Source organism: Planctomycetota bacterium, from assembly GCA_016872555.1.
Classification (GTDB): Bacteria; Planctomycetota; Planctomycetia; order Pirellulales; family UBA1268; genus F1-20-MAGs016.
On the sequence record VGZO01000007.1, the window covers coordinates 22,717 to 43,166 of the forward strand.

The window sequence follows — 20,450 nt, forward strand, 5'->3', positions numbered from 1 at the left end:
CGCCGATTCCGTCCGAGGACCCCAGCCGTGCCCCTGTCGAAGCGAATGCGGGCCATGCTCGCGAAGAAACCCCAGGCCGAAACCGCACTGCCGATTCCCGAAGCGGTCGCGGTGCTGAAGAGCTTTCCGCCCACGAAGTTCGACCAGACCGTCGAGATCCACATGCGTCTCGGGATCGACCCGAAGCAGGCCGACCAGATCATCCGCGGATCGCTGGTGCTGCCTCACGGCATCGGCAAGTCGAAACGCGTGGTCGTATTCGCCAAGGGTGGACTTGCCGACGATGCCCGCGCCGCAGGGGCGGAGGAGGTCGGTGCCGACGACCTCGCCAAGAAGATCAAGGAAGGATGGACCGACTTCGACGTCTGCATCGCAGCCCCCGACATGATGGGCTTGGTCGGGCCGCTCGGTAAGGTGCTCGGCCCGCGGGGGCTGATGCCCAGCCCGCGTGCCGGCACCGTCACCGCCGACATCTCGAAAACGGTGAAGGAGTACAAGGCGGGCAAGGTCGAGTTCCGCAACGACCCGACCGGGATCGTCCACGCCGTCGTCGGCAAGGCGAGCTTCGATTCGTCCAAGCTGGCCGACAACATCCGCGCCTTCATCGACTTCGTCCTGGCGATGCAGCCGGCCAGTGTCCGCGGCCAATTCGTCAAGAGCATCTCGATCTGTGCCACCATGACCCCCGGGGTGATGGTCGCCGCCTGATGCTCGCCGTCCGGTCGCTGCGGGTGGGCGCCAGTCGGCTTCCCCGCGATCACCGTCCTACCGACTCGCAATTTCGCGCCAGCCTTCCCGGCACTGACTCCCTGGGTGAGTTCTCATGAGCAAGCTCGTCAAGAAGATGTTGATCGACGACCTGAAGCACCGCCTTCGGGATGTGAACGAATTGGTCGTCGTGAGCCTTGGCAAACTCGACGCACAGAAAACGACCACCCTGCGGCAGACGTTGAGGAAGAAGCGGATTCACCTTCAGTTGGTCAAAAACAGCCTCGCGCGGCGCGCGACGTCGGGCACCGTGCTTGCCCCGGCGTTTGAACAGACCGAGGGGATGCTGGCCATCGCGTGGGGTGGCGAGGATGTGGTCGATCTGGCGAAGGAACTCGACCGGGTATCGGGCGTCGCCGACTACCAGGGGTTCGAGCTTCGCGGAGGAGCGCTCGATGGCGTTAGACTCGGGGCAGCCGACATCAAGACGGTTGCCAAGTGGCCGAGCCGCGCCGAACAACTCTCGATCCTCTCCGGACAGATCTCCTCTCTGGGAGGCCTGCTGGCCGGGCAGGTCGTCTCGGCGGGGGGGCTCCTTGCCGGACAGATCAAATCGCGGATGGAGGACTTGGAGAAGGCGCCGGCTGCGGGCGAATGAAATCCAGGGTATCGCCGAGCCGGGCTCAAGAGCACGAACCAAAACCACTCTACAGAGGGGCTTCCTTTCGAATCCAAGCGAGGTACGATTTAGGGTTTCCCGCGTCGGGCTCTCGCGGACGCCAGGGTGAACCCCGGTCCCGCTTCACGGCTCTGGGCGGGAGACCGAACAGTAGCGTCAAGCGAGCCATACTGACCACGGCCGGGGCCGACGAGTGGCCGCCGGCCTCGACCAATCACGTGTAACCACCACCGTCGCCGGAGCCCTCCTCCGCGACTTTTCGTAGGGAAAGGATCGCCGGGTATGTCGACCGCTGAAGCAACGCGTGAGTTCTCCAAGGAAACCAAGGAGCTCGGTGACCGGATCGTCGCTCTCACGCTGAAGGCCGCGAAGGAACTGTCCGACTACCTCGACGAGGTCCACGGGATCAAGCCCGCCGCGGGCGGCGCGGTCATGATGGCGGCACCGGGGGCCGGTGGTGCGGGCGGGGCCGGCGCTGCGGAGGCCGCCGCCGAGAAGACCGAGTTCGACGTCATCCTCGAGAGCTTCCCTGCCGACGGCAAGATCGGCGTGATCAAGGTGGTTCGGGCCGCGACCGGCTTGGGACTCAAGGAAGCCAAGGATCTCGTCGAGGGAGCCCCCGCAAAGGTCAAGGAAGGCATTTCCAAGGCCGACGCTGAGAAGCTGAAGAAGGAACTGGAGGAGGCGAAAGCCAAGGTTGCGATCAAGTGACTCGTGCCGATCGGTTTTCCGATCGGGCGACGAACCGGAGCGATTGTCCGTTTGGCTTTGCGACTCGCTGAAAGTTCAATTTTGGACGCACGACTGCCTTACGGTATCATTTTTGCTGCCGTCGGCTCCGTGTTTCCTGTCAGCCCCCCCGTTTCGTCCCTTCCGGCCGAACCGGCACGTTCGACCACCTTCCCACCGCGAGAGCTCGGCTGCGGTCCAGCTGGCTTCGTGAACGGTTCGGTGACCGTCCGTTGCAGGCCTCGGTTGCTCCACTGTTCACCGTCCGGTTTCTCTCCGGGATCGCCAAAAGTTCCCCTCGGTCGCCCGCATGCTGGGCTTCCGTGGCGTACCCCTGGCGCATCCGGGAACCGTCGCCGACGGTGGCATGCTGGTTGGTGAATCCTTCCCCGTCCGTCCCCCGGGAGTGATCCGCTCATGGCCACGCGTGCGGTCCGTCGTCTCGAGCCGAAGAAAGTCCGTCATTTCGGCAGCCGTCGGGCGACGCACGACATCCCCGATCTGACCGAGATCCAGACGCGTTTCTACGACCGGTTCCTCCAGTACGACGTTCCGGCTGCCAAGCGGAAGGACGAGGGGATCGAAGGCGTGCTCCGGGAGATCTTCCCGATCGAGAGCTATGACCGGACCGTCAAGCTCGAGTACGTCCGCTACGAGCTCGGCAAGCCCCGGTACGAGCCTGACGAGTGCCGCCAACTGCGGATGACCTACGGCCGGCCGCTGCGCGTGTGGTTGCGTCTGACCCGCGAGCAACCGATCGAGGAAGAGGTCTACCTCGGCGACATTCCGATCATGCTCGGCGGCGGCGAGTTCATCATCAACGGCGCCGAGCGCGTCGTGGTGAGCCAGCTTCACCGCTCGCCGGGAATCGACTTCGTCGCCGACACAGAGTCGACCGACCGGAAGACGTACAACTGCCGGATCATCCCCGAGCGTGGCAGTTGGATCGAGCTCAACGTCTCCAAGAAAGACACGCTCCAGGTCCGCATCGACCAAAGCGGGAAGTTCTCGGCGTTGACCCTGCTCCGGGCGATGGACCCGAAGTACTCGGCCGATGCCGAGATCCTCAAGCTGTTCTACAAGACCACCAAGGAGAAGGTCGCGGGGGCGCGGAGCGTCGCCAAGATCGAGGGCCGGGTGGCGATCGACGACATCGTCTATCCCAAAGGCAGCGAGCGCGCCGGCGAGATCATCGTCGAGGCGGGGTGCAAGATCTCCCACGATCAGGCGGAACTGATCTGCACGTCGGGGCTCACCGGCGTGGAGGTGATGGACGACCAGAAGCTGCCGCTGATCGTCAACAGCCTGCGTGAGGATGCCGAAGAGTCGAAGCGGCGCACCGGCGTCGCCCCCAGTCACGAAGACGCCCTCGTCCGCATCTACCAACGGCTCCGTCCCGGCAACCCGCCGGCGATCGACAAGGCACGGGCACTGTTCGACGAGAAGTTCAAGGACACCAATCGCTACCGGCTCGGCCGCGTCGGCCGGTTTCGCATCAATCGCAAGCTCGGTCTGGCGGTCGCCGAGACCGAGATGACGCTTCGGCCCGACGATCTGATCGCGGCGATCAAGTACATGCTGCGCCTGTCGGAAGGCGAAGGCGAAGGCGAGGTGGACGACATCGACCACCTCGGCAACCGCCGTCTCCGGACCATCGACGAGTTGGCCAGCGACGAGTTGCGGAAGGGTTTCCTCAAACTGCGCCGCACCGTGCAGGAGCGGATGAGCCTCAAGGACGTCACGGAGATGTCCCCGCGTTCGCTCATCAATCCCAAGAGTATCTCCGCGGCGATCGAGTATTTCTTCGGCCGGGGCGAGCTTTCGCAGGTCGTCGACCAGACCAACCCGCTGTCGATGCTGACGCACGAACGACGACTGTCGGCACTCGGTCCCGGCGGCCTCAACCGGAAGCGTGCCGGCTTCGAGGTTCGTGACGTTCACATCTCGCACTACGGGCGGATCTGCCCGATCGAGACTCCCGAAGGCACCAACATCGGCCTGATCTCCAGCTTGGCGATCTATTCGGGGGTCGACTCCTACGGCTTCCTCGTCACACCCTACCGCAAGATCTCCAAGAGCAAGCTCACCGACGACGTCGTCTGGCTCCGCGCCGACGAAGAGCACGACGCCTACCTGGCCCCGGCCGACGCCCTCGTGGTCGACAACAAACTGGAGGGCGACTCGATCATCGCCCGCTACCGTGGCGACTTCGTCCTCGTACCGGCCGCCGACATCCAGTACATCGACGTCGCCCCCAGCCAGATGGTCGGCGTGTCGGCCGGGCTGATCCCGTTCCTCGAGCACGACGACGCCAACCGCGCCCTGATGGGCTCCAACATGCAGCGGCAGGCGGTGCCGCTGCTGGTGACCGAGCCGCCGATCGTCGCCACGGGCATGGAGCGCGACGTGGCTGCCAACTCGGGGCTCATCATCCGCGCCGTGCGCAAGGGAACGGTCAGCTACGTGGACGCCGAGCGGATCGAGGTCACTGCTGCTTCCGGACAGGTCGAGACGCACCGGTTGAGGAAGTACGTCGGCCTCAACGAGCGCACGTGCCAAAACCAAAAGCCGATCGTCAACCTGGGGCAGAAAGTCGACAAGGGTGAGGTCCTCGCCGACGGTGCCGCGATTTACCGCGGTGAATTGGCGCTGGGCCGCAATGTCCTCGTCGGCTTCATGGCCTGGGACGGCTTCAATTTCGAGGACGCGATCATCATCAGCGAGGAGCTGGTGGAGAACGACGTCTACACCTCGATCCACATCGAGGAGTACGACATCGAGATCCGCGACACGAAACTCGGTCGCGAGGAATTCACCCGCGACATCCCCAACGTCGGCGAACGGGCGCTGCACAACCTCGACGAGAACGGCATCGTCCGCATCGGGACCTACGTCCGACCTGGCGACATTCTCGTCGGCAAGGTCTCGCCGAAGAGCAAGACCGAGCTGACACCCGAGGAGAAGCTGCTCCACGCGATCTTCGGCCGCGCCGGCGAGGACGTGAAGAACGACTCGCTCGAGGTGCCGTCGGGTGTCGAGGGAATCGTCATCGCGACCGAGAAGTTCTCCCGGCAGATGAGCCTGTCGGAGGACGAGCGGCGCGAGTTCCAAAAGCAGCTCAAGGACGCCGAAGCCGTGGGCAACGCGCGGATCGCCGAGGTGTTCGGTGCCTTGGTCGGCGAGATCGAGAGGCAGTTGCAGCGACCGCTCACCGCCCCGGACGGAAGCCCGTTGGTCCGCGACCAGGAGCACAAGGTCGTGGTCGAGCGGGCGCTCGCGTTCAAGCTCGACGACCTCGACATCCGTTCGCCGCAGCGGAAGGTGGAGATCGAGAAGTCGTACAAGGCGCTGTGGCCCTCCGTGGAGGAGGCGATCGACGCCCGGGAACGGCGTCTCAACAGCATGAAGCGCGGCGACGAGCTGCGCCCCGGCGTGCTGCAGATGGTGAAGGTCTACGTCGCCGCCAAACGGGTGATCTCGGTCGGTGACAAAATGGCCGGCCGGCACGGCAACAAGGGTGTGATCGCCAAGATCCTGCCCAAGGAGGACATGCCGTTCCTCGCCGACGGCACGCCGGTCCAGATCCTCCTCAACCCGCTCGGCGTTCCGAGCCGGATGAACGTCGGCCAGATCCTCGAGACCCACCTCGGCTGGGCGGCGTCGCTGCTCGGGTTCCAGGCGGTGACGCCGGTGTTCGACGGGGCGAGCGAACAGGACATCAACGAAATGCTCGATGCCGCCAGCCTCCCCCGGCACGGCAAGGCCCAACTGTTCGACGGTCGCACGGGCGAACCGCTCGAGCAGGAGACGACGGTCGGCTACATCTACATGCTCAAGCTCCATCACCTCGTCGACGACAAGGTTCACGCCCGCTCCACCGGCCCCTACTCCCTGATCACGCAGCAGCCCCTCGGCGGCAAGGCACGCTTCGGTGGGCAGCGGTTCGGCGAGATGGAGGTCTGGGCGCTCGAGGCCTATGGAGCGGCGTACATCCTCCAGGAGTTGCTCACGGTCAAGAGCGACGACGTCGAAGGTCGGACGAAGATCTACGAGAGCATGGTCAAGGGGGAGAACACCCTCGAGGCCGGCACCCCGGCGAGCTTCGACGTGTTGACCAACGAGATTCGCGGCCTGGCCCTGAACATGTCACTCGAGAAGCGTCGCGTCTGACGTCGTCCCGATCACAGCCCCGCTGCCGCACCCGGTCAGCGGCGGACACCGTCGTCCCGAAGGAGAAGTCTCGTGAGCATCGGTGAACCCACCTACGATCGCGTCAACGACTACTCGGCGGTGAAGATCAGCCTCGCCCGACCGCACGACATCCGTAGCTGGTCGTTCGGAGAGGTGAAGAAGCCGGAGACGATCAACTACCGCACCTTCCGTCCGGAGAAGGACGGCCTGATGTGCGAGAAGATCTTCGGCCCGGAGAAGGACTGGGAGTGCTCGTGCGGCAAGTACCGCGGCATGAAGTACAAGGGCATGATCTGCGATCGCTGTGGCGTGAAAGTCACCCACAGCCGCGTGCGGCGCAAGCGCATGGGTCACATCGAACTCGCCGCGCCGGTCGTCCACATCTGGTTCTTCAAGGCGATGCCGAGCCGCCTCGGCGCCCTTCTCGACATGAAGACGTCGAGCCTGGAGAAGGTCATCTATTTCCAGGATTACGTCGTCCTCGATCCCAGGGACACGCCGCTGAAGAAGCAGCAGCTCCTCACCGAGGAGGAGTACCGCAAGGCGCGGGAGGACTACGGCGACGGGGCATTCGACGCCGAGATGGGCGCCGAGGCCGTGCGCAAACTGCTTCTCGGGCTCGACCTCGTCACGCTCTCCAAGGAGCTCCGCGAGGAGCTCCACACGACGGGATCGAAGCAGAAAAAGAAGGACCTCGTCAACCGGCTGAAGATCGTGGAAAGCATCCGCGACAGCGAGAACAAGCCGGAATGGATGGTCCTCGACGTGATCCCGGTGATCCCCCCGGATCTCCGGCCGCTGGTCATGCTCGACAGCGGGAACTTCGCGACCAGCGATCTCAACGACCTCTATCGGCGGATCATCAACCGCAACAACCGGCTCAAAAAACTCGTCGACCTCAACGCCCCGGAGGTCATCATCCGCAACGAGAAGCGGATGCTGCAGCAGTCAGTCGACGCGTTGTTCGACAACAACCGCTGCAAGCGCCCCGTGCTCGCATCGAGCAACCGGCCGCTGAAGAGCCTCACCGACATGATCAAGGGGAAGCAGGGTCGCTTCCGCGAGAATCTGCTCGGCAAACGCGTCGACTATTCGGCGCGAAGCGTGATCGTCGTCGGTCCGACCCTCCGCCTTCACCAGTGCGGGCTTCCGAAAAAGATCGCCTTGGAGCTGTTCCAGCCGTTCATCATCCGGCGGCTCAAGGAGCTCGGCCATGCCGACACGATCAAGAGCGCCAAGAAGATGCTCGAGCGGAAGGACACCGAGGTCTGGGACATCCTCGAGGAGGTGATCCGCAACCACCCGGTGCTGCTCAACCGTGCGCCCACGCTTCATCGGATGGGTATCCAAGCCTTCGAGCCGATCCTCGTCGAAGGCAACGCCATCAAGCTCCATCCGCTGGTCTGCAAGGGCTTCAACGCCGATTTCGACGGTGACCAGATGGCCGTCCATCTGCCGCTGTCGATCGAGGCGCAGGTCGAAGCCCACACGCTGATGTTGGCGACCAACAACATTTTCAGCCCTGCCAACGGGGCGCCGATCATCAGCCCCTCCCAGGACGTGGTGATGGGCTGCTACTACCTGACGATGCTTCTCCCCGGCCGCAAGGGGGAAGGGATGGTGTTCAAGAGCATCGAAGAGGTGGAACTTGCCCACTCACTCGGCAAGGTCGGCACCCACGCCAAGATCAGGGTCCGTCTCCCCGCCAACCGCCGCCTCAAGACCGACGATCCGAAGCTCGGCGAACCGGGCGCGATCATCGAGACCACGGCGGGCCGCGTGCTGTTCAATTCGGTCCTGCCGGAAGGGATGCTGTTCTACAACATCCCGATGCGCTCGAGCGAGTTGGCCCGCGTCATCTCCGACTGCTACCAGGCCCTCGGCCGCCGCAAGACGATCGACCTGCTCGACGACATGAACCGCACCGGGTTCAAGTGGAGCACGAAGAGCGGTCTGTCGTTCGCCACCGACGACCTGATCACGCCGATGAGCAAGACCCGGATCATCGGCGACGCCGAGAAGAACGTCCTCAAGATCATGCGGCAGTACCAGCGCGGCATGATCACCGACGGTGAGCGCTACAACCAGGTGCTCGACGCCTGGACCCACGCCCGTGAGCAGATCACCAAGGACATGATGAGCGAGCTGGAGAAGGACACCGCCAGCGACGCGCGCCGCCAGGGATACGTCAATCCGATCTACCTGATGGCCCACTCCGGTGCCCGTGGCGGCGTCGAACAGATCCGTCAGCTCGCCGGGATGCGTGGCCTGATGGCCAAGCCGTCGGGCAAGATCATCGAGACCCCCATCAAGGCGAACTTCCGTGAAGGGTTGACCGTGCTCGAGTACTTCAGCTCGACCCACGGCGCGCGGAAGGGCCTCGCCGACACCGCCCTGAAGACGGCTGACTCCGGATACCTGACGCGCAAGCTGGCAGACGTCGCGCAGAACGTCGTCGTCACCATGCACGACTGCGGCACGTCGCAGGGGATCACGAAGACGGTCATCTACCGTGGTGAAAAGGTCGAGGTCAGCCTCGCCGACAGCATCCGTGGCCGGGTCAGCCGTGAGCCGATCGTCAACCCGATCACCGACGAGATCGTGGTCAACGAGGACGAGTTGATCACGCCTTCGATCGCACGCAGCATCGAGCAACTCGGTTTGGAGAAGATCCAGGTCCGCAGTCCGCTCACGTGCGATGCACCGCTCGGCGTCTGCCGGCTGTGCTACGGGATGGACCTCTCGACCGGTTCCCTGGTCGAGGAGGGGATGGCCGTCGGAATCATCGCCGCGCAGAGCATCGGCGAGCCTGGTACGCAGCTGACCATGCGGACTTTCCACATCGGTGGCGTCGGCCAACGGGCCCTCGAGGAAAACCAGAGCAAGGCCAAGCGTGGTGGCCGCGCCCGCTTCACCAGGCTGCGGACCGTGACCAACGAGCAGGGCGAGGAGGTCGTGCTCGCCCGCAACGGTGAGATCGCGATCGTCGACGCCAAGGGGGCCGAACTGGAGAAGTTCGACATTCCCGCCGGCGCGATCCTCAAGGTGACGGAGAACGAGGAGGTCAAGGCCGGGACGCTGCTGGTGCAGTGGGACCCGCACTCGATTCCGATTCTCTCGGAGGTCGCCGGGCGGGTCCGCTACGAGGATGTCGTCGAAGGGGAGACGGTCCGCATCGAGAAGGATCCCAGCGGCCACATCCGCCGGATGATCATGGAACACAAGGGGGTGCTCCACCCCCAGGTCGTGCTCGAGGACGAGAGCGGCAAGATCCTCGACTTCTATTATCTCCCGGAGAAGGCCTACATCGAGGTCTCACCGGGCGAGAACGTCAAGGCCGGCCACATCCTCGCCAAGACGCCCCGCGAAGCGTCTGGCACCCAGGACATCACCGGTGGCCTGCCGCGGGTGACGGAGATCTTCGAGGCCCGCAAGCCGAAGGATCCGGCGATCATGGCCGAGATCGACGGCAAGGTCGAGTTGCTTGGCGAGAAGCGCCGCGGGAAGCGGACGATCATCGTCAAGAACGACAGCGGACGCGAGATCGAGCATCTCGTGACCCACGGCAAGCACCTTCGCGTCCACGCCGGGGATTTCGTCAAGGCAGGCGAGGCGCTCGTCGACGGCCCGCTGGTTCCCCACGACATCCTCAGGATTTCCGGTGAGGAGGAGGTGCAGAAGTATCTCGTCCGCGAGATCCAAAACGTCTACCGCAGCCAGCGCGTCGAGATCGACGACAAGCACATCGAGATCATCGTTTCCCAGATGCTGCGGAAGGTGAAGATCGAGACGGTGGGCGATACCAACCTGCTGCCCGGCAGCGTGATGGACAAGTTCGAGTTCAAGCAGGCCAACGATCGAGTCGAGAACGGTCTGAAGATCACCGACCGGGGAGACAGCGAGTTCGTCGTCGGCACGGTCGTTCCCAAGGACGCCCTCTCCCAGGCCAACGCCCAGATCGAGGCCCTCGGCGGCACGTCCGCGAAGGGGACGAAGCCGAAGAAGGCGACGGCGAGCACGCAGCTTCTCGGAATCACGAAGGCGAGCGTGCAGAGCTCGAGTTTCATTTCCGCCGCGAGTTTTCAGGAGACCACCAAGGTCCTCACCGAGGCGGCTTTGGCCGGCAAGGTCGACAACCTGGTCGGTCTCAAGGAAAACGTCATCCTCGGGCACCTCATCCCGGCTGGAACGGGGTTCAGCACGTTCCAATCGTCGGAGGTCCGCGTCCGGCCCGAGGCACTCGAGTCGCTCCGCGTGGATCGTGACCTGCTGACCAGGCAGTTCCCCTTGCTCGAATCAGTTCCGCCCGCCACCGAGCCGGGCGCGAGCCCCCCCGGTTCGGACAACGGGGGCGGGTGACCACGGTCACCAGCCCGGGCGAGTGCGGTGGCATCATGCCGGTCGTGACGGGTGGCACGATCGTCGCGAACGTGTCGGGTAGCCTGTTCGGGCGGCACCGTTTTCGTGACCGTCCCCGTGGCGGTTCGATGTTTCCGAAGGTAGTGTTGGCCTGCCTTCAGGAGCATCTCCTTATGCGTCGGATCCACACCGGCCGCCTCTCAGCGGGTTGCCAGCGCGACCGAAGATCACACGGCGTGGACGGCACCCCACCGCTCGCGACGATCGTGGCCAGCCGTGTTCTGTTCGGCGTCCTCGTCGCGGCGACCACTTGGCCCTCGATCGGTGTGGCCCAGTCGGCCCCCTACAACCCGTATGCCGATTCCCAGGATTCGAAGCCTCCGGTGGCGGCCGACGGCACCCTCCACTGGGGAACCTTCTACAAGTCGGCGGAGTTGCAGCAGGCTTACCAGCGTTTGTGGAATCTGGGGGCCTGCCGGGGGACCAACAAGGCGATCACGGTACCCGTCGAGAACAACCGCCTTGCCGTCGACGGTCTTCCCGAGACGACGCTGACCGGGGTCGTGCGCGGGGTCCAGGGCCGGATCGGTGGCGGCATGATCGCCTTCGTCGATCCGACCGTCGAAGATCCCAGCCTCGCCGTGCGCGTCGCCGTCCTGCACCCGGCCGGTGTCTCCCGGCTGTCGATCCGCGGTGACGCCGACGCCACCGTGCTCCGCACCGGCCTGACGGTCCGGTGCCGTGCCACGGTCGATCGGCAGGGCAAGGCGATCGGCCCCGTCGAGACCGTCGACATCGTCACCCCACCGGTCGGATTCCGTTCCGATGCGATCCGTCCCGACACGCCGGGGACGATCATCGGCACCGTGACCCGCATCACCGCCGATAGCGTCATCCTCCGCGTCGACGCCGGGTCGATCCGGCGCGTCGTGATTCCCCTCACCGCCGGCCTGCGGATCTCCGTCGATTGCGCGGAACTGGACTTGGCGTCGGCCGGGGACACTGTGGAGATCAAGGGCCGACTGTGGACCGGCACCGGGTGCCTGGCCGGTGGCACCGTGTTCGCGTCGGACGTGACCATCGTCAAGCCCGAGCGGCTGGGAACGGTGGGTGTGGCACGGTCGCCATGAGCCTGCCTCGACGATCATTCCAACCGCTGGCGTGAGGCCTGACCGGTCCGGTAGATTCCTCGGTGGAAGCTGGAGTCGCACTGCCGTGCGGCGCGATGCCGTCCGACCCGGGATCGGATCATGGTGGGGACCGAACTGGGGTCACCGTCTCGCTCCCGCTGGAGACGATTCCCGGGGGGGGCCCGCCGGATCCTCGAGCAGGGGCTACGGTCGATCGCCGAGCTGCGCGCCGACATCGAGCGTGGTCGCACTGATCCCGACCGAATCCACGACCTGCGGGTGGCTGCACGCCGGTCGCTCGCCCACATGAGCCTTCTCCGCGACGTGCTTCCGGGTCGTCCGCGCCGGTGGTTCAAGAAGCGACTGCGTATTCTCCACCGTGTCGCCGCCCGGGTGCGCGATTTCGACAGCGTCGCTGCCCGGATCGGCAGGGATCCAAGCTTGGCCGGCTCCCGGTGCGGCCGTCGCCTCCTGGCGATCCTCGTCGCGTCGCGCCGTGCCGCCGAGCTCCCGCTGCGTCGGTTGGCGGTGCTGACCGGAGCCGGCGGATGGGAGGAGCGCGTCGGCCGGCTGTGCGCGTCCCTCGGCCACATCGACGTGCAGCGCCACTGGCAGCACCGCGTCCGGGGACGGCTCGAGAGGGTGATCGACCGTTTTCGCCGGGCCGGGCGGCGACGGTGCCGCGGCGAAGCCGAGATCCATGGCTTACGGATCGCAGGCAAGAAGCTCCGCTATCACCTCGACGCCTTCGCCACCTTCCTGACGAACCAGGCTGTCAACGCGAGTCGAGACTCCCTTCACGAACTCCAGGATCGGCTCGGGGCGTGTACCGACCGTGCCGCGTCTGCCCGTACGATGCGGCACCTGCAGCGCGCGGCATCCGCCAGGCGCGAGCGTCGCGGGTGGCGGCAGTGCCGCCGCGCCGAACAGGCGGCGGCACGGCGTGCGCGACGAGCGTTCACCGCCTGGTGGGATCGAGACCGTCGCCGGATGTTCCGGCGTCATTGCCGCGAGCTCCTCGGAAACACCCTGCCATGAATGGTCGCAACACGCACACCGTCGAGCGCACGCCCCCTTCGTCACTCATCGTCGCCATCGGTTTCGGCCTGCTCGCGGCGGTCGCCCTGTGGATGGTCTGCCGCGCCATCGCCCCCCCCACGACGGTACGACCGCCCCTCGCTCGCACGACGACGCCACCCGCCGTGGCATCGGCCCCGACGTCGGCGGCATTCGCCGCCACCGCTCCGGCCACGCTGGCGCCCCCCGCGATCGAGACCGATCGGATCGCCGGGATGGTGTGGATTGCGGGTGGCGAATTCTCGATGGGCTGTGCCGACCCGCGCGGCCTCCCTGACGGGGGGCGCGAGGCAATGGACGACGCGCGGCCGATCCATCGGGTCAAGGTCGACGGGTTTTTCATGGATCGGACCGAGGTCACCAACAGCCAATTCGCGGCCTTCACCGCCGCGACGGGCTATGTCACCGTCGCTGAAAAGCCACCGCGGGCCGAAGACTTTCCCGGAGCCCCGCCAGAGAACCTCGTCGCTGGGTCGATCGTCTTCACGCCCCCGGACGAACCGGTGCCTCTCGATACCCATTACCGGTGGTGGAACTACGTTCCAGGGGCAGATTGGCGCCATCCGTTCGGCCCGGGCAGCGGCATCGACGGCGAGGAGGACCGGCCTGTCGTGCACGTCGCCTATGCCGACGCCGAAGCCTACGCCCGGTGGGCGGGCAAGCGCCTGCCGACCGAGGCGGAGTGGGAGTTCGCCGCCCGTGGCGGCCAGAGCGGCGCGCCGTACCCATGGGGTGATGCCTTCCGCCCCGAGGGACGGTGGATGGCCAATACCTGGCAGGGACGTTTTCCGTACGACAACAGCGCGGCGGACGGCTTCGCCGGGATCGCGCCGGTGGGTCGGTTTCCCGCCAACGAGTACGGTCTCCACGACATGTCGGGTAACGTCTGGGAGTGGTGTGCCGACTGGTACCGCCCCGACACGTACCGGAACGACGCGGCCCGCGGCACCGTCGTCAACCCGGCCGGTCCCGATGACAGCCACGACCCACAGGAACCGGGCCAGGCCAAGCGGGTGCTCCGTGGCGGGTCGTTCCTCTGCACCGACCAGTACTGTTCCCGGTACATCGTCGGCACCCGTGGCAAGGCCGAGGTCTCGTCGGGGTGCAATCACATCGGTTTTCGCTGCGTTCTTTCACCGCGCTGAACAACCGGGTTCACCGCCGGTCACGATGCCCGCCCGGTCACTGCTCAAGGGCGCCGCATCCGGGCGCGCAGGTCGCGGAGGGAGAGCGTGTTGACCACGTCGCCGGCCGCGCATCCCGCACGCCTGGCCTGGAGAATCCCGCAGCGGAGATTGTCGAGGCCGGACACCGCATGGGCGTCGGTGGACACCACCAACCCGACCCCCGCATCGCGGGCCGCCGCGGCATGACGGTCGTCGAGATCGAGTCGCCACGGATTGGCATTGATCTCCAGGAAGGTCCCGGTCCGCGCCGCCGCGGCGATCACGGCCTCGATGTCGACGTCGTAGGCCGGACGGCGATTGATCAACCGCCCCGTGGGATGGCCGATGACACTGACCCAGGGATTCTCGATCGCCTCGATGATCCGCGCGGTGATCCGGTCGCGTGATTGCTGCTGGCCGTAGTGGAGGCTCGCGACGACCCAGTCGGCACGGGCGAGGACGTCATCGGGAAGGTCGAGCCCGCCCTGCTCGAGCATGTCGACCTCGACCCCCTTGAGAATCACCGTGGCGGAAGGGTCGGCATCGCGCAGCGACGCGTTGAGCACGTCGATCTCCTCCCACTGCGCCAGCAATCGTTCCGGACCGAGCCCCCGGGCCATCGCCACCCGCGGCCCATGGTCGGTGATCGCGATGTACTCCAAGCCACGGGCGATCGCTCCCCGCGCCATTTCGACCAGCGTGGCTTCGCCGTCGGACGCCGTGGTGTGCATGTGGAGATCACCGCGGATGTCCCCGACGGTGACCAGACGCGGAATGCCGAACGACTCCGCCCGCGCGACGGTCCCGGGCCCCTCGCGCAGTTCGGGAGGGATCCACGGCAGGCCGCACAGCGCGTAGATCGCCGCTTCGTCGTGCGCCGCAGGGCAGCGCCTGTCGGCATCCGTACCGACCGCGTGGATACCATCGGTCGCCAATTCAAAACCGCGCTGGCGGGCGCGCTCGGAGAGCTCACCCACGTGCTCGGCCGAACCGGTCCGGGTGATCGACGCCGCAGCGAAGGCATCGTCGGCGACGATTGTGAGACGGATCTCCACGTCGCGGGGCCCGCGCACGTGCGCCGTCGTGGCGCCACGGTCGACGAGGGTCGTCACCTCCGGCCAGGAAAGGAACCGGTCGAGGATGGCGGCGGGTGCCTCACCCGATGCGAGGAGGTCGACGTTCCCCACGGTCTCCCGTCCACGCCGAACGCTCCCCACCGCCGCCGTCCGCACGACGTCGGGGCAATGCTCGAGCCACGAGCACACCCGGGCTGCGATCGCCTCGGCGTCTCGCCACAGCACTCGCTTCGTGCCCGGATCGAGAGCGAAGGACAGGCTGCGGAGCAGAGCAGCTTGCGTCTTGTCACCGAATCCTTTGAGGGCAGCGACGCGTCCGTCGCGACAGGCCCGGGCGGTTTCCTCGAGGGACCCGACACCGAGTGCCTCGACGATCAACCGCGCCTTCTTCGGACCGAGTCCCGGCACGCGAACCAGAGCGACCGCCACGGGCGGGACCCGCGAGCGCAGCTCGTCGAGGAGGGGCAGGCGACCGGCATCGGCGAGGGTGCCGATCTTGTCCGCCAAGTCGGTGCCGATGCCGGGGAGTCCGGCGAGGGGGTCACGTCCCGAGCGACGTGCCGACGCGATCTCCTCACCGAGCCCCAAAACCGTCTCGGCTGCCGCGCGGTACGCGCGGCAGCGGAAAGGGTTGTCTCCGACGTACTCCAGCAGCAGCGCGATCTCTTCGAGCGCCGCTACGATCGCTTCGTTGGTCACGGCTTTGGCAATCTCAGAGGACGCCGCCCCCGGCCTGGCCCGCCGGGAGAGGGCGAGACCATGCATCGGACGACGTCGTGGATCACCCGGGGGGACGGCCCCTTCAGCCTACCTGGAACCCTTGCCGGGACCTCCGAATCACGGCTGCGGGAGGCCGCGGGCGAGCCGGGCGGGGAGCGCGGTCCGTGGGTAGGAAACGGCGGCGTCGGGGAGCCCGCCGACGGGCGTGGCAGGGGACAGCGAAGTCGTATGGCCGGTCGGCTCGAGCAATCGGGGAAACGCGCCGGTGTTCGCTGCCGGGCCCGTGCCCTGCAGAATCGGCATCGTGGCCCCGGTTCCGACACCACCTCCTGCCCCGTTGCCGCCCACTCCGGGAGCAGTTGGGGCCGGCGTCGATGGCAGCGTCGATGGGACAGGGCTGGATGGCGTCACCGGAACGGGGGGTTTGCCGGCATCACGGGTCGTTCCCACCGGGGGGGAGGTGCCGGACAGCTCCGGGATGGGCCGCAGTGCCGGGGTCGGGGTCAGTGCCGCAGGCGCCGTCGGCTGCGGCATGAGCGCCCCTCCCTGGGGGACGGCGAACGTTCCCGACTGCGGCACGATCTGCGGCTGGAACGTCGGCGGCGGGACCGCCGGCACCGTGGCGCCGGGAGACAACGCGGAGGGAGTCAGCGCCGGCGCGGCGATGCTCGACTGTCCGGGAATGAGTTGATTGGGGATGTCCGCGCCGGCCGATCCCCAAGCTTGCGGCGAGGTCTGCAACGGCGCCGCAAACGGACTCACGGCGGCGCCCGCCGGCCCTGGCACCACGGTCGACGAGGGCACGGTTCCCGGCACCGGCTGTGACACCATCGGTTGGGTCCCGATCGGTTGGCCCGTGCCCGGCTGGACTTGGACGTACTTCGTCGAATACACCGCCCGGTATTGGGTGACCGGAACGTTGACGGCCTGTTGGACGTATTGCGTGACCTCCTGCATGCACTCCCGGGGGCATCCGGTGCAGGGATCGATCTCGGTCGACGGCTTGTAGGTGGTCACGGGAACGCACTGGTACTGCGTCCGGTACGTCGTCTCCGGCACGTAGCTGACCTGTTGGACCGGCACCATCATCGGCGGAGTGGGCGCGGGTACGGGCACCGGAGCGACCGCGTAAGGCTGGGGCGCCATCATCGCGGGAGCCGCGACCGGGGCGACCGGGGCGACCGCGTACGCGACCGGAGCCCGGCGGAAGCAACTCGCACACCCGGCGAACAAGTCGTTGAGGCAGCACTGGGCGAGCGCGGTCGGGGCCTCTGTCGACCAGACCACGATCCCCACTGCCAGCGCACCAGCGAAACGTCGGGCGTTCATCGAAGGCTCCTCGTGAGGCGACCCATGGACGGTGGTCCAGGATCACGCATCTCCAAGAGCCTAGGTTGGTTTCCCGGTCGATCGCGGCGAAAAGTGATTCGCTGGAAGCCCAGTTTCTTTTTTCACCACGGCACGACCCGCGCGACCGGCACGACCGGCACGACGTGCCCGACGGCACGTCCCGGAGCCGGTCATGGCGAGCCGTCTGATCCAGGGGCAAGCGCGGGTTTTCCGCGTCGAATCACGACCACACGGCCCACAGGTCTGCCCCGGAGGCGCGAGTCTGCGTGGCCATCCGCCGGAAATCCCGAGCGCCCGCACAGCGGATCGGCCGGGCCGCTCACGCCGGCGGCGGATCGCCGGGGGCAAGCGCCGCGGCACCGGCCTCGCGTGCGAATCCGATCCGCTCGAGCGAGCGGTAGACCTCTTCCAGCGTCTTCTCGCCGAAATTGGCGATCGACAGCAGGTCCGCACGCGTGCACTGCAACAGATCCTGGACCGTGAAGATGCCTCGCTCTTCGAGGCAGTTGGTCGTCCTCACCGACAGACCGATCTCCGCCGTGCTCATCTCCAATCGCTCCGCCATCGCGTTGGAACGAGTGAGATTCGTGAATGGAATGCGCGGCATGGGTTCCCTCCCGTGCGCCCGACAGCGTCGCCCGTGTATCCGGCGGTGGCAGCCACGAACCGTTTCGCCGTGTCGATCGGCTTCGATCAGCACTGCGTCACCGATCCATCCCGCCACGCCCCGGCCCGTATACTAAGTGATCGCGGTTCCCGCCGCCTACGCCCGTCGCCACACGAAACGACGCAAACGCCCCGCCTCTCTGCGCTCTCCGAAGCGCCCCAGTTTCCCCAGACGCCCAGCCTCCGGACATGAACCCGCTGCCCGCCCCGTTGGATCGACTCCTCACGGGGCTCAACGAGTCCCAGCGGCAGGCGGTCACGCACGTCGCCGGACCGTTGCTGGTGCTCGCCGGCCCGGGGAGCGGAAAAACCCGTGTCGTCACCACGCGAATCGCGCACTTGATCCACAGTGGCGTGCCGCCGCAGAACATCGTCGCGCTGTCGTTCACAAACAAGGCCGCCGATGAGATGCGACGCCGCTTGACGGCTCTCGTCGGTCCGCAGCCCGTGGAGATGGGTACCTTCCATCGATTCGCCGCCCGGTTGCTGCGCCGTCACGCCCGCCTCGTCGGCCTGTCGGCCGATTTCTCGATCTTCGATCCCGACGATGCGGCGGCGGTTCTCAAAAAGGCGGCACGGGCGAGCGGCCTGACCCTCACCCACACGCCGATCGATCGCCTGGCCGGCATCATCAGCCGCGCGAAGAACGACCTTCTCACCCCGGAGACCTTCTCACCCCGCTGGGGCCGCCCTGCGGAGGAAACGGCGCGCCGTCTCTGGCCGATCTACCAACGCCTGTTGCTCGAGTCCGACGCCGTCGATTTCGACGACCTGCTGCTCCACCTCGCGACCATCCTCGGCGACCATCCTGAGCTCCGCGCCCGCCTCGATGCCCGGCATCGCTGGATCCTCGTCGACGAGTACCAGGACACCAACGCGGTGCAGTACGCAATCGTCCGGGCGCTTTCGATCGACTACCCCAATCTCGCGGTCACGGGGGACCCCGACCAGGCGATCTACGGGTGGCGCGGAGCCAGTATCCGCAACATCCTCGAATTCGAGCGCGACTACCCGGCGGCGAAGATCGTCGCCCTCGAGGCGAACTACCGGAGCACGGCCAATATCCTCGCCACGGCCGATCGCCTCATCCACAACAACACCAAACGCAAGCCGAAGCGGTTGGCCACCGCCGCCGGCCCCGGCGCCCCGGTGCGGATCGTGATCGACGACGATGGCCGGCTGGAAGCGGAGCGGATCGCCCACGAGATTGCCGACAGTGTCGCCAACGGCCGACGATCCCCGGGGAACTTCGTCATCCTTTTCCGGACCAGCGCCCTGTCGCGGATGTTCGAGATCTCGCTCCGACGTCTCGGGGTTCCGTATCAACTCGTGCGCGGTGTCGAGTTCTTCAAGCGGCGCGAGATCCGCGATGTCCTCGCGTGGCTGCGGATGCTGCGCAATCCCCGTGACGAGGAGGCGGTGCTCCGGGCGCTGCAGGCGCCGCCACGGGGGCTCGGCAAGGTGACCCTCGATCGGATCCACACGTGGGCCGCGGAGCGACGCCTGACGCTACTCGAAGCGCTGCGCGAGGCCGATCGCATCGGCCTGTCGTCCCGACGCGCCGTGGCCGCCGCAGCGGCGTTCGTCGGGATCCACGACGCCCTCTCCGCCCCGGCACCGGGTGTCGCCGATCTGCTCGAGCGACTCCTGCAACAGTCCGGTCTACAAGAGTGGCTTGGGCAGGATGATGTCGGCGAAGATGAAGATCGCCTCGCGAACGTCGAGGAGCTCGTCACGGCCGCACGACAGTTCGACGCCGAATGGGCGCGCCCCGGGAATCCCGACGATGATCCGCTGTCGGCGTTTCTCGACTCGACCGTCCTCGTGTCCGACACCGATGCCTGGGATTCCAGTGGCGAGCGCGTCTCCCTGATGACGTTCCATGCCGCGAAGGGTCTCGAGTTCCCGGTCGTCTACATGGTAGCGCTCGAGGACGGGATCCTGCCCCATGAGCGGAGCATCGATCGGGACGACAGCCTCGAAGAGGAGCGCCGCTTGGCATTCGTCGGAATCACCCGGGCGAAGGAGGAGGTACACGCCAGTTGCGTCCGCGTCCGCGACTACCGCGGTGGCCGACGATTGGTCGTTCCCAGCATGTTCCTGGCGGAAATGGTCGGCACCGAGACGAGCGTCATGGCGGCCGATGGCACGCTGCTCCCCGGGTTCGGCGTACACCGCTCGGCCGACGATGATGACGCCCACCACGGCGCGATGGACCAGACGACATGGTCGGGGCGCGAAGCGCCGCCCCTGCGGCGTGACGACGGGCTGACGTTCCAGCCTGAAGATGCCACCGAAGACACGGCTCCGCTCGGGGGCGCGCCCCGGGCGGGAAACGGTTCATCGGTACGGCGTGGGGGTCTCGCCCTGCCGACCCCCCCACCCGCACCTCTGACGATCGGCCAGCAGGTTCACCATCCTGAACATGGTGTCGGCCGGGTCTGCACGATCAGCGGGGCTGGCCCACGGGCCGTGGCGACCGTCATGTTCGACGGTCAGTCCTCGCCGCGTGCGTTCATCATCGGCCACGGCAGCATCGTGCCCGTCGACAGCTGCCGGACGGACACCCCGGACACGCCGCCTTGACCCCGAGTCCGCG

12 protein-coding genes are annotated in these 20,450 nt (G+C 66.6%); 9 read left to right on the top strand and 3 right to left on the bottom strand.

Features of this window, described 5'->3' with window-relative positions; genetic code table 11:
- Positions 1-45: 45 nt before the first annotated feature.
- The 8 genes from FJ309_03740 (at position 46) to FJ309_03775 (ending at position 14,018) form a co-directional block, all read left to right on the top strand.
- A complete protein-coding gene (locus FJ309_03740) occupies positions 46-708 on the top strand; it encodes a 50S ribosomal protein L1 (protein ID MBM3953721.1) in 663 nt (220 codons plus the stop codon).
- Positions 709-823: 115 nt separating this feature from the next.
- Positions 824-1,366 (top strand): 50S ribosomal protein L10, encoded by a 543-nt coding sequence (locus tag FJ309_03745; protein MBM3953722.1) that lies wholly within the window; start codon positions 824-826, stop codon positions 1,364-1,366.
- A gap of 303 nt (positions 1,367-1,669) precedes the next feature.
- Positions 1,670-2,098: a 50S ribosomal protein L7/L12 gene (locus tag FJ309_03750; GenBank protein ID MBM3953723.1), complete on the top strand. Its 429-nt coding sequence runs from the start codon at positions 1,670-1,672 to the stop codon at positions 2,096-2,098.
- Positions 2,099-2,533: 435 nt separating this feature from the next.
- Complete coding sequence (rpoB, locus tag FJ309_03755) at positions 2,534-6,286, top strand: DNA-directed RNA polymerase subunit beta (protein ID MBM3953724.1); 3,753 nt, start codon at positions 2,534-2,536, stop codon at positions 6,284-6,286.
- Between the two features lie 72 nt (positions 6,287-6,358).
- On the top strand, positions 6,359-10,666 hold the full coding sequence (gene rpoC / locus FJ309_03760; GenBank protein ID MBM3953725.1) for a DNA-directed RNA polymerase subunit beta': 4,308 nt from the start codon (positions 6,359-6,361) through the stop codon (positions 10,664-10,666).
- Positions 10,667-10,902: 236 nt separating this feature from the next.
- On the top strand, positions 10,903-11,796 hold the full coding sequence (locus FJ309_03765) for a hypothetical protein (protein MBM3953726.1): 894 nt from the start codon (positions 10,903-10,905) through the stop codon (positions 11,794-11,796).
- A 120-nt stretch (positions 11,797-11,916) separates the two neighbouring features.
- Positions 11,917-12,834, top strand: a complete 918-nt coding sequence (locus tag FJ309_03770; protein MBM3953727.1) for a CHAD domain-containing protein — start codon at positions 11,917-11,919, stop codon at positions 12,832-12,834.
- A gap of 254 nt (positions 12,835-13,088) precedes the next feature.
- Complete coding sequence (locus tag FJ309_03775) at positions 13,089-14,018, top strand: formylglycine-generating enzyme family protein (protein ID MBM3953728.1); 930 nt, start codon at positions 13,089-13,091, stop codon at positions 14,016-14,018.
- Positions 14,019-14,062: 44 nt separating this feature from the next.
- Here the strand turns inward: FJ309_03775 and FJ309_03780 are convergent, their stop codons facing one another.
- The 3 genes from FJ309_03780 to FJ309_03790 form a co-directional block, all read right to left on the bottom strand.
- Positions 14,063-15,880 (bottom strand): PHP domain-containing protein, encoded by a 1,818-nt coding sequence (locus tag FJ309_03780; GenBank protein ID MBM3953729.1) that lies wholly within the window; start codon positions 15,878-15,880, stop codon positions 14,063-14,065.
- 72 nt (positions 15,881-15,952) lie between these two features.
- Positions 15,953-17,164, bottom strand: a complete 1,212-nt coding sequence (locus FJ309_03785) for a hypothetical protein (GenBank protein MBM3953730.1) — start codon at positions 17,162-17,164, stop codon at positions 15,953-15,955.
- 340 nt (positions 17,165-17,504) lie between these two features.
- On the bottom strand, positions 17,505-17,792 hold the full coding sequence (locus FJ309_03790; GenBank protein MBM3953731.1) for a DNA-directed RNA polymerase subunit alpha: 288 nt from the start codon (positions 17,790-17,792) through the stop codon (positions 17,505-17,507).
- A gap of 248 nt (positions 17,793-18,040) precedes the next feature.
- Here FJ309_03790 and FJ309_03795 point away from each other — a divergent pair, with 248 nt between their 5' ends.
- The gene (locus FJ309_03795) at positions 18,041-20,437 is read left to right on the top strand and encodes an AAA family ATPase (GenBank protein MBM3953732.1); all 2,397 of its coding nucleotides are present in this window, start codon (positions 18,041-18,043) and stop codon (positions 20,435-20,437) included.
- The last annotated feature ends 13 nt before the right edge of the window (positions 20,438-20,450 follow it).